At 69.9% G+C, this 14876-nt stretch carries 17 protein-coding genes and 1 pseudogene; 9 read left to right on the forward strand and 9 right to left on the reverse strand.

The annotated features are described in order from the left end of the window. The 3 genes from ACIRF8_RS23270 to ACIRF8_RS23280 all read right to left on the reverse strand — a co-directional run bounded on the left by ACIRF8_RS23270 (position 1) and on the right by ACIRF8_RS23280 (position 1917). Complete coding sequence (locus ACIRF8_RS23270; RefSeq protein WP_404217357.1) at positions 1-915, reverse strand: 1-aminocyclopropane-1-carboxylate deaminase/D-cysteine desulfhydrase; 915 nt, start codon at positions 913-915, stop codon at positions 1-3. Positions 916-951: 36 nt separating this feature from the next. Continuing rightward, positions 952-1542: an N-acetylmuramoyl-L-alanine amidase gene (locus ACIRF8_RS23275; RefSeq protein ID WP_404217358.1), complete on the reverse strand. Its 591-nt coding sequence runs from the start codon at positions 1540-1542 to the stop codon at positions 952-954. Positions 1543-1683: 141 nt separating this feature from the next. Beyond that, positions 1684-1917, reverse strand: coding sequence for a hypothetical protein (locus ACIRF8_RS23280; RefSeq protein ID WP_404217359.1), 234 nt, complete (start codon positions 1915-1917; stop codon positions 1684-1686). A 188-nt stretch (positions 1918-2105) separates the two neighbouring features. Here ACIRF8_RS23280 and ACIRF8_RS23285 point away from each other — a divergent pair, with 188 nt between their 5' ends. The 3 genes from ACIRF8_RS23285 (at position 2106) to ACIRF8_RS23295 (ending at position 6238) form a co-directional block, all read left to right on the forward strand. Further along, positions 2106-3512: a family 2B encapsulin nanocompartment shell protein gene (locus tag ACIRF8_RS23285; RefSeq protein WP_404217360.1), complete on the forward strand. Its 1407-nt coding sequence runs from the start codon at positions 2106-2108 to the stop codon at positions 3510-3512. 112 nt (positions 3513-3624) lie between these two features. Beyond that, entirely contained in the window at positions 3625-4785 is a 1161-nt protein-coding gene (locus ACIRF8_RS23290; protein ID WP_404217361.1) for a family 2 encapsulin nanocompartment cargo protein polyprenyl transferase, read from the forward strand. 826 nt (positions 4786-5611) lie between these two features. Continuing rightward, positions 5612-6238: a GNAT family N-acetyltransferase gene (locus ACIRF8_RS23295; protein WP_404217362.1), complete on the forward strand. Its 627-nt coding sequence runs from the start codon at positions 5612-5614 to the stop codon at positions 6236-6238. Positions 6239-6299: 61 nt separating this feature from the next. Here the strand turns inward: ACIRF8_RS23295 and ACIRF8_RS23300 are convergent, their stop codons facing one another. Further along, positions 6300-6890, reverse strand: coding sequence for a TetR/AcrR family transcriptional regulator (locus ACIRF8_RS23300; RefSeq protein WP_404217364.1), 591 nt, complete (start codon positions 6888-6890; stop codon positions 6300-6302). Between the two features lie 133 nt (positions 6891-7023). Between ACIRF8_RS23300 and ACIRF8_RS23305 the strand changes: the two genes are divergently transcribed. From ACIRF8_RS23305 to ACIRF8_RS23320, 4 genes and pseudogenes are all read left to right on the forward strand, one after another. Continuing rightward, entirely contained in the window at positions 7024-7629 is a 606-nt protein-coding gene (locus ACIRF8_RS23305) for a dihydrofolate reductase family protein (protein ID WP_404217365.1), read from the forward strand. A gap of 107 nt (positions 7630-7736) precedes the next feature. After that, positions 7737-8045 (forward strand): annotated as a pseudogene (locus tag ACIRF8_RS23310) (DUF952 domain-containing protein); the annotation flags it as partial. A 54-nt stretch (positions 8046-8099) separates the two neighbouring features. Beyond that, positions 8100-8678, forward strand: a complete 579-nt coding sequence (locus tag ACIRF8_RS23315; protein WP_404217537.1) for a sugar O-acetyltransferase — start codon at positions 8100-8102, stop codon at positions 8676-8678. Then, positions 8675-9592: a hypothetical protein gene (locus tag ACIRF8_RS23320; RefSeq protein ID WP_404217366.1), complete on the forward strand. Its 918-nt coding sequence runs from the start codon at positions 8675-8677 to the stop codon at positions 9590-9592. The genes ACIRF8_RS23315 and ACIRF8_RS23320 overlap by 4 nt, the downstream gene beginning before the upstream one ends. Positions 9593-9594: 2 nt before the next feature. On the opposite strand, the gene ACIRF8_RS23325 is transcribed toward ACIRF8_RS23320, so the two are convergent. Together ACIRF8_RS23325 and sodN are read right to left on the reverse strand one after the other, a co-directional pair. Further along, entirely contained in the window at positions 9595-10425 is an 831-nt protein-coding gene (locus ACIRF8_RS23325; protein WP_404217367.1) for a hypothetical protein, read from the reverse strand. A gap of 174 nt (positions 10426-10599) precedes the next feature. Further along, the gene (sodN, locus tag ACIRF8_RS23330) at positions 10600-10995 is read right to left on the reverse strand and encodes a superoxide dismutase, Ni (RefSeq protein WP_356495626.1); all 396 of its coding nucleotides are present in this window, start codon (positions 10993-10995) and stop codon (positions 10600-10602) included. A gap of 158 nt (positions 10996-11153) precedes the next feature. Between sodN and sodX the strand changes: the two genes are divergently transcribed. After that, positions 11154-11606: a nickel-type superoxide dismutase maturation protease gene (sodX, locus tag ACIRF8_RS23335; RefSeq protein WP_404217368.1), complete on the forward strand. Its 453-nt coding sequence runs from the start codon at positions 11154-11156 to the stop codon at positions 11604-11606. Here sodX and ACIRF8_RS23340 read toward each other — a convergent pair. Next, positions 11501-12139 (reverse strand): CGNR zinc finger domain-containing protein, encoded by a 639-nt coding sequence (locus ACIRF8_RS23340; protein ID WP_404217369.1) that lies wholly within the window; start codon positions 12137-12139, stop codon positions 11501-11503. The genes sodX and ACIRF8_RS23340 overlap by 106 nt on opposite strands. A 119-nt stretch (positions 12140-12258) precedes the next feature. Between ACIRF8_RS23340 and ACIRF8_RS23345 the strand changes: the two genes are divergently transcribed. Beyond that, positions 12259-13026, forward strand: a complete 768-nt coding sequence (locus tag ACIRF8_RS23345; protein ID WP_404217370.1) for a class I SAM-dependent methyltransferase — start codon at positions 12259-12261, stop codon at positions 13024-13026. 77 nt (positions 13027-13103) lie between these two features. Here ACIRF8_RS23345 and ACIRF8_RS23350 read toward each other — a convergent pair whose 3' ends face one another. Next, the gene (locus tag ACIRF8_RS23350; protein WP_404217538.1) at positions 13104-13856 is read right to left on the reverse strand and encodes an amino acid ABC transporter ATP-binding protein; all 753 of its coding nucleotides are present in this window, start codon (positions 13854-13856) and stop codon (positions 13104-13106) included. 56 nt (positions 13857-13912) lie between these two features. After that, positions 13913-14845, reverse strand: coding sequence for an amino acid ABC transporter permease (locus ACIRF8_RS23355; protein ID WP_404217371.1), 933 nt, complete (start codon positions 14843-14845; stop codon positions 13913-13915). Positions 14846-14876 lie beyond the last annotated feature (31 nt).

The raw sequence follows: 14876 nt of genomic DNA on the forward strand, positions 1-14876 counted from the left end.
CTAGAAAGGCGCTCCCGTGACGACGGCCGCCACCGTCGTGCCGGGAGTGAAGGTGCCCGCTTCCGTAAGCGCGACGAGCGCGTACAGCATCTTCGCGACGTAGAGACGCTCGACCGGGAGGCCGTGGCGCTGCTCGAAGTCGTCGGCGAACGAGACGAGTTCTGTGGGCACGCGCGCGTAGCCGCCGAAATGGAAGCGGTCCTCGACGGACCAGCTTCCACGGGGGCTGCCGAACGCCGCTTCTTGCAGGGTGCGGACATCGGCTGCCAGGAAGTCGCCCTTCAGGACGGAGACACCGATGGCGCGCTGGCCGGGGGCGAGCCCGGCCGCCAGTCCGGCGAGGGTGCCGCCCGTGCCGCAGGCGACCGCAGCGACATCGGCACGGCCGCGCAGCTCACGCCCCAGGTCGGTGCACCCCTCGACCGCGAGGGCGTTGCTGCCGCCTTCCGGGACGACGTACGCGTCAACGACTCCGACGGCGTCCAGGAGCGTGGCCAGGACCTCCGGGTCGCTCTTCGCCCGGTACGTCGATCTGTCGACGAAGTGCAGCCGCATCCCGTCGGCCACGCACCGGGCGAGGGACGGATTGAGCGGGCGATCCGCCAGTTCCTGACCACGGACCACGCCGAGCGTGGGCACACCCAGCAGGCGGCCGGCGGCGGCCGTGGCCCGCAGGTGGTTCGAATAGGCGCCACCGAATGTGAGGAGGGGGCGGCCCTGCGCCACCGCCAGGTTCGGGGCGAGCTTGCGCCACTTGTTGCCGATCAGATCCGGGTGGATCAGGTCATCCCGTTTGAGCAGCAGCCGGACACCATGGCGCGCGAAACGGTCGTCGTCGACCTCCATGAGAGGCGACGGCAGCCGGGGACGCAGGGCGGCGGTGATCGGGTGGGGCACCCGGCCATTGTCGGACATCTGTCCGGGCACCCGCCGCCGACGCGTCGCAGTGCGTCACTTGAGCCGTTCGCGGATACGCCCCCGCATGGATGCCATCGTGAAGCCCTTCGGGTCGATCTTCCCGGGCTGCCACTCCAGGTGGCCGATGACCGAGCGCTCCGTCCAGCCGTGATGGCGGCAGACCGCCGCGGCGGCCTTCTCGATCGCCTCCAACTGCACGGCCGGCCACGGGTCCTGCCCGTCACCGAGGTTCTCGCACTCGAAGCCGTAGAAGCGGCTGTTGCCGTCCGTGTTCGCCTCGTTGTCGTGGGGGAGGGCTTTCTCGGCGATCACGGCGCGCAGCACGTCGTCGTCGCCGAACCCCGCGTGGTTCGCGCGGCCGTAGCCGACCAGATGGACCCGGCCGTCCTTGGTGATGACGCCGTGGCACAGCGGGCCAGGCAGGTCCGGGTGGCCGTCGCGGCAGATACGGACCGTGCGCTCGCTCCCCGATGTGACGGTGTGATGGATCATCACCCCGTTCAACGGGCCCCAGGCTCCCTTGTGGTTGCGATTGTGATGCTTCCAGTCGCCGACCTCGACGACGGTCAGCCCCTCGCTCTTGAGGGCGGCGAGAAAACTGCTCGCGGACATGGGTGGGGCCATGGCCGACTCCTCAGGGGCGCGACGGCCGCCCGTCGCGCACCGTCTCGTACAGGTGCTTGTACCCGAACTGCGTTGCAGCGACTACTCGTTCGGATTTCGTGCGAGCCGTTCCGGACATCGGCGACCGGCGGGCCGGGCGGCTCAGCCGTGCAGGAACGCGTCCCCGTTCGCCGCGATGTGCGCCTCAAGAGCCTGCAGGGCCCGCTGCGTGGCGTCCGGGCTGCCGGTGCCCTTGCGCTCCTCGTAGTACGCCGTGCCCAACTTCTTCAGCAGATCGCCGCCGGCACGCTGCGCCTGCACGTCGTCCAGCTTCTGCTTGCCCTGCGTCAGGCCGCGCTGCGCCTGCTCCTTCGCACGGTCCAGGAAGCCCGCCATGGTCGTCTCCTCTTTCGGTGTCCGGTCGTTTTCCGATCAACGCGTGACGAGATCACCGAGTTCCGAAAAACGCGACCAATGCCCCGTCCGGACGAGATCCATTCCCGCTCATTTGTGTAATGGCGCGGGCACGGACGGTGTTGGAGGCTTGTCCCCGCAGGTCAGTTCCTGATCAGGAGGGCAATTCCATGTCGGTAGGCGAAGAGGTCCGCACAGAGCAGGCCGAGTCACAAAAGAGCCTCGGTACATCCGCTGCGCGGAATCTGGCCACCACCACGAAGTCCGCACCGCAGATGCAGGAGATCAGCTCCCGCTGGCTGCTGCGAGCGCTGCCCTGGGTAAATGTGCAGGGTGGCACGTACCGGGTGAACCGGCGGCTGAGCTACACGGTCGGGGACGGACGGATCACGTTCGTGAAGACCGGTGACCAGGTCCGGGTCATCCCGGCCGAACTCGGGGAGCTGCCGCCGCTGCGGGGCTTCGAGGACACGGACGTCCTGGGCGAACTGGCCCAGCGGTGCACGCAGCGGGAGTTCGCGGCCGGCGAGGTGCTCACCTCCTTCGGTAGTCAGGCGGACGAGGTGTTCCTGCTCGCGCACGGCCGCGTGGAGAAGATCGGGACGGGACCCTACGGTGACGACGCGGTGCTCGGCGTCCTGGCCGACGGCGCGTACTTCGGCGACCAGGCGCTGCTCGACCCGGAAAGCATCTGGGAGTACACGGCCCGCGCGGTCACCGCATGTACGGTGCTCACCCTGCCGCGCCGCGACCTCGAGCAGATCGCGGAGCGCTCCGAGACGCTGAGCGCACACCTGCGGCAACTGCGCTCGATCCCGACGCAACGCGCCAACAAGTACGGCGAGAAGGCCATCGACCTCTCCGCGGGCCACGTGGGCGAAGCCGTACTGCCCGGCACGTTCGTCGACTACGAGTCGGCGCCACGCGAGTACGAACTGAGCGTGGCGCAGACCGTACTGCGCATCCACACCCGCGTGGCCGACCTCTACAACCAGCCGATGAACCAGACGGAACATCAGCTCCGCCTCACCGTCGAGGCGTTGAAGGAGCGCCAGGAGCACGAGCTGGTCAACAACCCGGAGTTCGGTCTGCTCAACAACTGCGAGTACGACCAGAGGCTGCAACCGCACGACGGTGCGCCCACCCCCGACGACATGGACGAACTGCTCAGCAGGCGCCGTGGGTCCAAGCTGTTCCTCGCGCACCCGAAGGCAATCGCCGCGTTCGGCCGGGAGTGCAACAAGCGGGGTCTGGTCCCCGAGAGCATCGATGTCGGCGGGCACCGCATCCCGACATGGCGCGGTGTACCGATCTACCCGTGCGGCAAGATCCCGATCTCGGAGGCGCGGACCACCTCCATCATCTGCATGCGTACCGGGGAGGAGGAGCAAGGCGTCATCGGGCTCCGACAGACAGGGATCCCGGACGAGATCGAGCCCAGCCTGTCGGTGCGGTTCATGGGCATCAACGAACAGGCGATCATCTCGTACCTCGTGACCACCTACTACTCGGCGGCCGTCCTGGTGCCGGACGCGCTGGGTGTCCTGGAGAACGTCGAGATCGGTCGGTGGCGGTGACGTCCCGCCACCGGCGCGCCGTGTTCCCGCCCGCAAGGGCGGGTACACCGAGGGGGTACGCGCCCAGCAGCAGCGGACCTGCCACCGTCCGCGCCCCCCTGGGGGTGAGTCCATGACGCAGACGACGCAGACGCGAGCGGCAGAGGCGCCCGTCGAACCGGACACGGTGCGAGCGCAGGTCGTCCCGCAGCCCGCGGGGCCCGAGGGAGCGGGCCGGGCCGGGCAGTCGGCGCAAGGCGGGCAGGAGGAGCAGGAGGCGGAGGCGATCCTGGTGCAGGCCAGGGTGTCGGTCGACCCGGAGTTGCGCCGGGCCGTCGAGGCCTTGCCGGAGTCCATGCGCAAGGTCGCCCTCTACCACTTCGGCTGGCAGCACGCGGACGGTACGCCTGCGGTGGGCAACGCGGGCAAGGCCGTCCGGCCCGCCCTCGTCCTGGCGGCGACACGGGCCCTGGGGGGACGGCCCGAGGCGGCGGTACGGGCCGCGGCGGCCGTGGAGTTGACGCACAACTTCACCTTGATGCACGACGACGTGATGGACCGGGACACGACGCGCAGGCACCGGCCGACCGCGTGGACCGTGTTCGGGAGCGCCGACGCGATCTTGGTGGGGGACGCGATGCAGGCTCAGGCGCAGTTGCTCCTCGCCGAGGACCCGCATCCGGCGGCCCGGGCCGCGGTGGCGCGACTCGCCGCCTGCGTCGTGGAGTTGTGCGAAGGACAGTCCACGGACGTGGCTTTGGAGCGGCGTGCTCCGGGCGACGTGACGTTGGAGGAGACCCTGACCATGGCGGAGGCCAAGACAGGGGCGCTGATCGGGTGCGCGTGTGCGATCGGGGGGCTGTATGCGGGGGCCGGGGAAAAGGAGGTGGCGGCGCTCGACGCGTTCGGGCGGGCGGCGGGACTGGCGTTCCAGCTCATCGACGACGTCATCGGCATCTGGGGCGATCCGGCGCGCACCGGCAAGCCCGCCGGGGCCGACCTGGCCGTCCGCAAGAAGTCCCTGCCGGTCGTCGCGGCGCTCGCCTCCGGCGGCCCGGCGGCGGAAGAGTTGGCCGCGCTGTACGGGCCACCGGGCCCGGGAAAGGAGGGCGAGGCGGAACTGGAGGCGATCGCGTCGGCGGTGGAGCGGGCCGGCGGACGTGACTGGGCGCAGGCGAAGGCCGCGGACGAGATGGCACGGGCGCTGCACGAACTTGCCAGGGCGGTGCCGACCCCGGAGAAGGCGGGTGGCTTGCTGTCCCTCGCGGAGTTCGTGACGCGGCGGGGGTACTGAGGGGTACACCGCGTGGCGGGAGGGGGCCGAGGGGGGCTTGGCTGGGGAGGTGGCCGCGAGCGAAGGGAACTGGGGGCAGAGGCCGACAGAGAGGAGGGGCGGCGGGGTTGCGGGTTGGGGGGACGAATGGGTCCGAGGAGGGGTGGATTGCGGGGGCGGGGCATGTGAGAGGGCAGCACTGGGCCGGTGCGGTGCGGTGCGGTGCGGTGCGGTGCGGTGCGCTGCGGTGCGGGGCGGGGCGGGCAGAGCTGAAGTGCGGTGACGAGGGGCGGGGGCCCGAGGGGGAGGTGTGGTGCAGGGGCGCCCCGGGGGGCGCGGGACGTGAGGTGCGGGGTGGCCCGGGGACGTGAGGCGTGGGGTGTGGGGTGGCCCGGGACGTGGGGCGTGGGGTGTGCGGTGCGGGGTGGCCCGGGACGTGGGGTGTGCGGTGCGGGGAAGCGCGGCACGTGATCCGAGGGTGCGTCACCGTTGCGGAGGCACTCTGCGCAGGGACCGGCGTGTCTCCGTGACCCCGGATCATCGGAGTCACGGCGGAAGGAGAAGCGGGCAGACGGGAGTTCGAAGACAGCCCCTAGGGGAGTAGCGGGCAGGGGAAGCAGTCGGCGGCGGCCCAGCCCGTTCCCTCCGCCCGACCTGTCGGCGCCTCCCAGGGCCCCGACCCAGGGCCGACCCCAGGGCCCCGACCCAGGGCCCCGACCCCGGGCCACGCGGTGTCCAGGCCCCCGGTTAGCGAGAGGAGTTGATCGCTTAGGCTGCCAACGCCCAGCCTCGGACGGCTGGTTGGGCCAGTTCGGCTGGCTGGGTTGGCGAGGCGAGGGGTTTCACGGTGGGCGTGGGGATTCGGCGGGCGCAGGCGAGTGACCGGGACTATGTCGTGAGGCTGCTCGATGAGGCGTTCATGGACGATCCGGTCAGTGGCTGGGTGTTCCCGGACGTGGAACACAGGCGGGCTCGGCATGCGGGGCTGATGGCGGCGTTCACCGATGCGACCTTCGCCGACGGGTATATAGACCTTGCGGAGGACGGCGCGGCCGTCGCGCTGTGGATGGATATACCGGGGGCGCCAGACACGCCGGATGAGCCGCTTGGTCCGAGCGAGGGCAGCAGCGACGACGGGCCCGCGCAGGTGCGGGCCGCTGTGGATCCCGACAACGAACGGGTGGAGCAGATAGCCCGGTTGACCGCTGCCGCGCATCCGGTGGGCCGGGAGCATGTCTACCTGTGGATGATAGGAGTCAGGCCGGACCGGCAGGGTGAGGGGTTGGGGACCGCGTTGATGGCGCCGGTCCTGGAGCGTTGTGACCGCGAGGGGCTGCCCGCCTATCTGGAGGCGAGCAACGCTCGTAGTCGTGCCCTGTACGAGCGGCTCGGCTTCGTCTTCACCGGGACCGCGGTCGACCTGCCGGACGGACCGTCCCTGTGGCCGATGTGGCGTGAGCCGCAAGCCCAGTAACTGACTGTCCGACGGACGCCACACCCGGCGCGTGCGGGGAAGCTGGGCAGACGTAGGCGTCTTACGCGTCCGGCACGATGCGTGCCACCAGGCGGCGTACCAGGTCGTCCGGTGTGTTCACGCCGGGGATCGCGTCGTCGAGCAGGCCGGGCATCGTGAGGTGTTCCAGGATGAGGCCGAGCATGCCGAGGTAGAGCAGGGTGACGTCCTCGGCGCCGCCGGGCAGTCCGGATTCGGTGTGGAAGGTGATGCCGAAGTCGAGGTCGGCGCGGAGCGACTTCATCAGGGACGCGCGCAGCTCGGGTCGGCGGGTTGCCTCCAGACGCAGTTCCATCAGGGCGAGGAAGCCGGTGCGGTCGTTCATGACGCGGCGCAAAAGGTCGTGCATGAAGGCGGTGACGAGCTCGCGGTTCCTGGGCAGTTCCAGGAGCCGTTCGACGGCCTTCGGGTCGGGGGCGAGACGCTGGTGCAGCCAGGTGTCGATGTGGTGGAACAGGTCGTCGCGGTTGGTGAAGTAGTTGGACGAGGTGCCCGTGGGGACGTTCGCCGCTGTGTCCACCGCGCGGAAGGTCAGGCCGCGCGCGCCCTCGGCCGCGAGGACTTCCACGGCCGCGTCCACGAGGGCGGCCCGGCGCTCGGGGTTCCTCACCATGTCTCGGCTCTCCTTGCTTCTCAGCACTTCTGAAAAAATCTCTTGCAACCACTACACATGGAGCACTTCTAGCACTATAACTGTAGTGGTTCAGCCGTTCGGAGCTGACCTTCCTCCAGGAGAAGAGACCGGTTTGCGTAAGCTCACGTACTTCGTCGCGGTGTCCGTCGATGGTTTCATCGGTGACGAGTCCGGTGACGGAACGATGTTCATGTCCTTCGTGGACGAGGAGTTTCTCGCGTTCCTCAAGGCGGAGTATCCGGAGACCGTGCCGGCGGAGGGCCGCAAGATGGTCGGTCTGGACGGTGTCGCCAACAAGAAGTTCGACACCGTCATCCAGGGGCGCGGGAGCTATCAGGTCGGTATCGACGCCGGTGTTCTCAGCCCGTACGGGCATCTGCGCGAGTACGTCGTGTCGCGGAGCCTCGACACGTCTCCGCACCCGAATGTGGAGCTGATCCGCGACGACGTCGTCGGCAAGGTGCGGGAACTGAAGGCGGAGAGCGGCAATGGGTCGGGGATCTGGCTGTGCGGCGGTGCGCAGGTGGCCGGATTGCTCGCGGACGAGATCGACGAACTCGTGATCAAGACGTACCCGGTGGTGCTCGGTGCGGGCATGCCGATGTTCGCCGGGCGAGGGTACGACCTCGCGCGTTTCGAACTCGAAGAGAATCGCACCTTCGGGAACGGTGTGGTCGTCCGCCGCTACAGCAGAGCCGGTGGGCGCGACCACGCTTAGACCACTGCGCGCGTACCACTGCGCGCGTACCACTGCGCACAGGCCACTGCGCACAGACCACTGTGTATAGGCCGATGCGCATGGATCGCCGCGCATAGATTGGGCGTATGGCGATCGAACTGCTGCACATCACCGAGCGCGCCCTGTGGGAGAGCGCCCGGGCCACCGGGTCGTACACGATGTCGACCCGTGGCAAGACCCTCCAAGAGGTCGGGTTCATCCACTGCTCGTTCCCCCACCAGGTGCGCCGTGTCGCCGAGCTGCTGTACGGGACCGACCCCGAGCCGGGGAGGCTGGTGGTCCTGGTCGTCGACCGTGAGCGGCTGGATGTGCCGGTGCGGGTGGAGCCCGGTGTGCCCGGGGCGCCCGACGGGGAGCGGTTCCCGCACCTGTACGGGCCCTTGGCGGTCGACGCGGTGACCGAGGTGCGGGACTGGCCGCGCCCTGAGCCGCGTAGTCAGAAGGAGCGGATGCTCGCCGGTGACCTCTATCTCGCCGACGATCCCGAACTGGAGGCGGACGCGCTGCGCGGCGCCGAGCTGGCCGAGCGCTACAACACCGGCAGCGTCACCGACCTGCCCGCGCGCCGCGCCCTGCTCCGTGAACTCCTCGGCGAGGTCGGTGAGGACGTCGTCGTGCGACCGCCGCTCTCGGTCGACTACGGGCAGTACATCAGCATCGGCGCGCGGACGTTCGTCAACACCGGGGCGGTGCTGCTGGACGTGGCACCCATCCGGATCGGCGAGGACGTGCAGATCGGCCCCCATGTCCAACTGCTCACCCCCACCCACCCGATCGACCCCGAACCGCGGCGAGCCAAGTGGGAGGCGGCGAAGCCCATCACGATCGGCGACAACGTGTGGCTCGGCGGTGGCGTCATCGTCTGCCCCGGTGTGACGATCGGCGCGAACACGGTCGTGGGCGCGGGCGCCGTCGTCACGCGTGATCTGCCCGCCGACGTCGTGGCCGTGGGCAACCCGGCGCGCGTCGTGCGGAAGATCGAGTCCGCTGGGGAGAACAGCGCGGAGAGTGGGGAGAGCCGGGAGTGAGACGCCGGGGGGTGGTGTGTGTCGCCGTCGGGGCGGTGGTGCTCGGGTTCGCCGGGGGCGACCTGGGGACGGGTGGGCACGCGAAGGCATGGGCGGACGGGACGCCGGTCGTGTGGACCGAGGACGAGATGCCCGAACTGCCGCTGGAGAGGTATGAGTTCGACGGTGGCGACGAGAAGGCGTACGACCGGATGGAGTCCGCGACGCGCCTGCTCACGCAGCGCTGCATGGTCCGGCACGGCTTCGCCGACTTCCCGCTGGACCCGAAGTATCCGGGGATGAGCCAGTCGTACACGACCACGATGGTCGCGGTGTCCACCGGGCCGGTCGGTCTCTACGGCCTCGGACAGGCGCGGCGCTGGGGGTACGGCTGGGATCCCGGCAAGAACATGCGTCCGCCCGAGCCGCGGGGGCGGGAGATGACGGTCGAGGAGTCCGCCGTCTACTACGGCGACGGGCGCAGCGAACACAGCGGCTGCTACGGCGAGGCGTCGCGGCGGCTTCAGCGCGGGCTCCGGGACAGCAAGCGCATGTGGACGTACGTCACCGACCGCGAGGCCGCCCTTCAGCGGCAGGCCGAGCGGGAGCCGCGGTTGCGCCGCGCCTACCAGGTGTGGGCGGACTGCGTCGTGGACAAGGGCTTCGAGCGGTACGCCGACCCCGTGGACGCCTACGACAGCAAGGCGTGGAAGCGCGGGCAGGACGGCAACACCCGTCGTTCGGAGCGGGAGGTGGGGACGGCTGTCGCCGACATCGAGTGCAAGCGCGCCCACAACACGGGCGGCGTCTGGTGGTCGGTGATGGAACGGCTCCAGCGGCGTGAACTGCGGCTGCACCGCGCGGAGTTCGAGTCCGTCCGCAAGGACCGCGATCGGCTGCTGGCCCAGTCGCGCAAGGTGCTGGAGGCGACCTGAGGTCAGCCGGTGGCGGCGGCCCGGCGTACCGACTCGGTCATCGCGGCCACGAACGCGTCCCGCGTCACCTCGTCCAGCAGGTCGAGCGAGAGGTAGGGGTTCAGGTCCTCCAGCTCCACCAGCAGGAGCTCGCCGTCCCGGGTACGGCAGGCGTCGACGCGCTGGATGCCGTGCGGGAGGGTGTTCCACTCGATGAAGCGCCCGGCGAACTCCCGGTCCGACGAGCTGGGGTCGTAGGGGCGCATCTCCCAGCGGCGCTCCGGGTCCGGGGCGTACAGGGCGTACTGGAGGGTGGTGTCCACGAAGTAGAAGGAGACCTCGTACGCGAAGTCGATGTGCGGCTGGACCAGGAGGCCGTCGGCGAAGGGGAGCCCGGGGAGTTCGGTCAGGGGTACGACGCGCAGCCCTATCGAGTCCGCGCCCAGCTTCGGCTTCGCCACGTACGCGTCGGCGGCGGGGAGGCGGTCGAGGTCGGCGGCGCGGTCGACCGTCGGGATCACCGGGTACCCGGCGGCTGTCATTTCCAGGAGATACTGCTTGCCCGCCATGTCGGCGCGGCCGGTGAGCGGGTTGTAGACGTTCGTGCCGCGCTCAAGCGCCCGGCCGCGGAACGTTTCGTACGCGTCCCTGTAACCGAGCACGGGCCCGCTGTTGCGGACCACGACCACCTCGAAGTCGTCCATGAGCGCGACCGCGTCCAGCGGGTGGCACAGCGCCAGGTCGAACGCGCGGCGGAGCCGCGAGGTGAGGAAGACGTCCTCGTCGCCGTAGCGTCGGCCGCGGGCCGGGTAGGCCAGGTCGGTCACGTAGAGCACGCGGGGGCGGCGGGACACGGAGGCTCCTGGGGTGCGGAGGGGCGCGGGTCGGGCGGGGGCCGGACGGGAGCGGTCGGTCCCATGCCGAAGGGGCCCGGCCGAGTGTGTCGGTCGGGCCCCTTCGGGTGGGCCGGGGCCTGCGGGGGTGCACCGCTCGCCGGTCGCCGGTCCCAGGGTTCAACAGGCCTCGGGTCAGGCCTTCTTGGTCTCCCAGAAGATCTTGTCGATCTGGGCGATGTAGTCCAGCGCCTTCTGACCCGTGGCCGGGTCGGTCGACGCCTTGGCGGCCGAGAGGGCCTTCAGGGTGTCGTTGACGAGCTGGTGCAGCTCCGGGTACTTCTCGAAGTGCGGGGGCTTGAAGTAGTCGCTCCACAGGACCGAGACGTGGTGCTTGGCCAGCTCGGCGCGCTGCTCCTTGATGACCGTGGCGCGCGCCTGGTAGTGCGCGTCGTCGTTGCCGGCCATCTTTTCCTGGACGGCCTTGACCGACTCGGCCTCGATGCGGGCCTGGGCGGGGTCGTACACGCCGCAGGGGAGGTCGCAGTGGGCACTGGCCTTCACCTTGGGGGCGAACAGGCGGGAAAGCATGTTGCTGTCCTTCCTCGTGATCGTCTTCTCAGGTGGGACATTACTCCGTGCGCGACGGCTTTTCGCGGGTGCCCCCGGGGGCTTAGGCCAAAAGTCCAGGGTGACACTGGGACTGGTGGAGGATGGGACCGGCGGTTGGAAACCGGGGAGGTTGTCTGATGCCCGAGACGGTCGAGGAAGCGCGCGCGGCGAAGGTGCCGTTCCAGATCATCGAGGTCGACGGTCCGTCGATGGTGCCGACGCTGTACCACGGTGACTGGATGCTGGTGCAGTACGGCGCCCGGGTGCGGCCCGGCGACGTGGTGGTGCTGCGCCATCCGTTCCAGCAGGACCTGCTGGTCGTCAAGCGGATCGCCGAGCGGCGCGAGGGCGGCTGGTGGGTGCTCGGGGACAACCCCGGGGCCGGTGGCGACAGCACGGTGTACGGGGTGGTGCCGGACGAACTGGTGCTCGCCAAGGTCCGCGGGCGGCTGCGGCGGCGCAGGCCGTGGGCGGAGGGTGAGGGTCAGCGGTCCGTGACGGCGGTGCTCTCCTGGGCCTTCGGCGCCGTGCGTCCCGTGCTCTCGGGCCGGTCGGGCCGCTCCGCCTCCAGGCGCTTGCGGGCGCGGTAGGCGGCGACGTTGGCGCGGGTCGCGCAGCGGTCCGAGCAGTAGCGCCGGGAGCGGTTGGTGGAGGTGTCCAGGTAGGCGTTGCGGCACGGGGTCGCCTCGCACAGGCCGAGGCGGTCCACGCCGTACTCGGTGAGGTGGAAGGCGAGCCCCATGGCGGCGATCGCGGCGTAGCCGGCGGTCGCGTTCGACGGGTGGTCCGCCAGGTGCATGTGCCACAGCGGGCGGCCGTCGTCGTCACGGTGGTTGTGCCCGGAGATCTGCGGGCTCACCGGGAATTCGAGCAGGAGCGAGTTGAGCAGGTTGACGGCGAGCGTCTCGTCGCCGCCGTCGGCCGCCTCGAAGACGGCGCGCAGCCGCCCCCGGACGCTGCGGAAGCGCGTCAGATCGGCGTCCGCCGCGCGCCGGGCCGCCTCCTGGTTGGCGCCGAACAGGCCGCGCACCGCGTCCACGGAGGTCAGGCTGTCCTTGCCGCGGACCGGTTCCTCGGTGTTGACGAGGCGCACGGCGTAGTCCGAGTAATAGGCCAGTTCCACTTGTAGTCCTTACCGGGGCGGTCTATCGTCAGGGCGGGCGAGAGTAATGCTCGCTTGGGCTTTCAGGGTATTACGTGCATGGGCAAGGCGTGCATGACGTGCTTGTACGGGAGGGAATCATGACGGGGACCACCACCGGCTCCGCGACGGACTGGCGTGCCTGGCAGGAGAGCTGGGACCGGCAGCAGGAGTGGTACATGCCCGACCGCGAGGAGCGGTTCCGGGTGATGCTCGACATGGTCGAGGCGTGCGTCGGCCGCGCGCCCCGCGTGCTCGACCTCGCCTGCGGCACCGGCAGCATCACCGACCGGCTGCTCACCCGCTTTCCGGAGGCCACCAGCGTCGGCGTCGACCTGGATCCGGCCCTGCTCGCCATCGCGCGCGGCACCTTCGACGGGGACGCACGCGTCAGCTTCGTCACCGCCGACCTCAAGGACCCGCACTGGACGCGGGCACTGCCGCACGACTCGTACGACGCCGTGCTCACCGCCACCGCCCTGCACTGGCTGCACTCCGACCCCCTCACGGCCCTCTACGGTCAGCTCGCCGGCCTCGTCCGTGACGGCGGCGTCCTCATGAACGCGGACCACATGATCGACCCCGCGACGCCGCGGATCAATGCCGCCGAACGTGCCCTGCGCCATGCGCGCATGGACGAGGAGAAGACGGGCGGGGCGGTGGACTGGGCCGAGTGGTGGGCGCTCGCCGCGCAGGACCCGGTTCTCGCCGGGCCCACGGCGGAGCGTTTCGAGATCTACGGGGAGCACGCCGACGGGGACACGCCGTCCGCCCAGTGGCATGCGGACACCCTTCGGGGCGCCGGCTTCGGGGAGGCGCGAGTGGTGTGGAGCTCGCCGTCCGACGCGATGGTGCTCGCGTTGAAGTGAGGTGACCGGGCAGGCAGAAAAAAGGGGGCGTTCGGGGTCGGAACCCGAACGCCCCCTTCTCCGTGGCGCGGACCGGGTCAGAGCACCTTCGAGAGGAACGACTGCGTCCGCTCGTGCTGAGGGTTGGTCAGGACCTCGCGCGGGTGGCCGGTCTCGACCACCACGCCCTCGTCCATGAAGACGAGGCTGTCGCCGACCTCGCGGGCGAAGCCCATCTCGTGCGTGACCACGATCATCGTCATGCCGGACTCGGCGAGGTCGCGCATGACGTCGAGGACGTCACCGACCAGCTCCGGGTCGAGCGCCGACGTGGGCTCGTCGAACAGCATCAGCTTCGGGTCCATGGCGAGCGCCCGGGCGATCGCCACGCGCTGCTGCTGGCCGCCGGAGAGCTGCGAGGGGTAGTTCTTCGCCCGCTCGGCGAGACCCACGCGCTCCAGGAGCTGCCCGGCCCGCTCCCGGGCCTGGGCCCGGGAGACGCCCTTGACCTGGACCGGCGCCTCCATGACGTTCTCCAGGGCCGTCATGTGCGGGAACAGGTTGAAGCGCTGGAAAACCATGCCGATGTCCCGGCGCTTGAGGGCGACCTCGTTGTCGCGCAGCTCGTAGAGCTTGTCACCCTTCTGCCGGTAACCGACCAGTTCCCCGTCGACGTAGAGCCGACCGGAGTTGATCTTCTCCAGGTGGTTGATGCAGCGCAGGAACGTCGACTTGCCGGAGCCCGAGGGGCCGATGAGGCAGAACACCTCGCCCTGCTTGACCTCCAGGTCGATGCCCTTGAGGACCTCGACGCTGCCGAAGGACTTGTGGACGCCCTCGGACTTGACCATGGCGGTCGCGGGTCCGGGCGTGGGGTCCGCGTCGGGGCCGGTGGTGGTCTTGGCGCTCATGCCATGCCTCCCTTCGGGCGGCCGACGACGATGCGCAGGCGCTGGAGCGGGGTCGGGGGCAGTGCGCGGGACGTGCCGCGCGCGTAGTACCGCTCGATGTAGTACTGCCCGACGCTGAAGATCGACGTGAGGATCAGGTACCAGGCGGCGGCCAGGAAGTACATCTCCACCGTGGAGGCGGAGGTCTGGCCGATGTCCGAGGCGACCTTGAACAGGTCGAGGAACTGCACCGCCGAGACGAGCGAGGTCGTCTTCAGCATGTTGATGACCTCGTTGCCCGTGGGCGGCACGATCACCCGCATGGCCTGCGGGATCACGATGCGGCGCAGGGTCTTGGCGTGGCTCATGCCGAGCGCGTGCGCCGCCTCGGTCTGTCCCTCGTCCACGGCGAGCAGGCCGGAGCGGCAGATCTCCGCCATGTACGCCGCCTCGTTGAGACCGAGCCCGAGCAGCGCGGTCAGCAGCGGGGTCATGAACGAGGACCAGTAGTCCTTGTAGATCGGCCCGAGGTTGATGTACTCGAAGACCAGGCCCAGGTTGAACCAGATGAACAACTGGACCAGGACCGGCGTCCCACGGAAGAACCAGATGTAGAACCAGGCGATCGTGCTGGTCACCGGGTTCTTCGACATCCGCATCACGGCCAGGACGATGCCGCCGACGACACCGATGACCATGGACAGGACGGTCAGTTCGAGCGTCTTGCCGACACCGGTGAGGACCCGGTCGTCGAAGAAGTAGCTGGGGATCGTGCCCCACTCGATCTTGCCTTGCGAGAACGCGTAGACGATGGCGCCGAGCAGCGCCACGGCGACGACCGCGGACACGTAGCGGCCGGGGTGCCGGACCGGGATGGCCTTGACGGCCTCCGGGGCGGCACCGGCGGGCGCGGTGTCGGCGGGCTCGTTCGCCTTGCTGAGGGGAGTCATGGGTGGTGCCTTTCAGAGCCCGTCAGAGTGC

The organism is Streptomyces sp. NPDC102406 (assembly GCF_044765725.1).
Classification (GTDB): domain Bacteria; phylum Actinomycetota; class Actinomycetes; order Streptomycetales; family Streptomycetaceae; genus Streptomyces.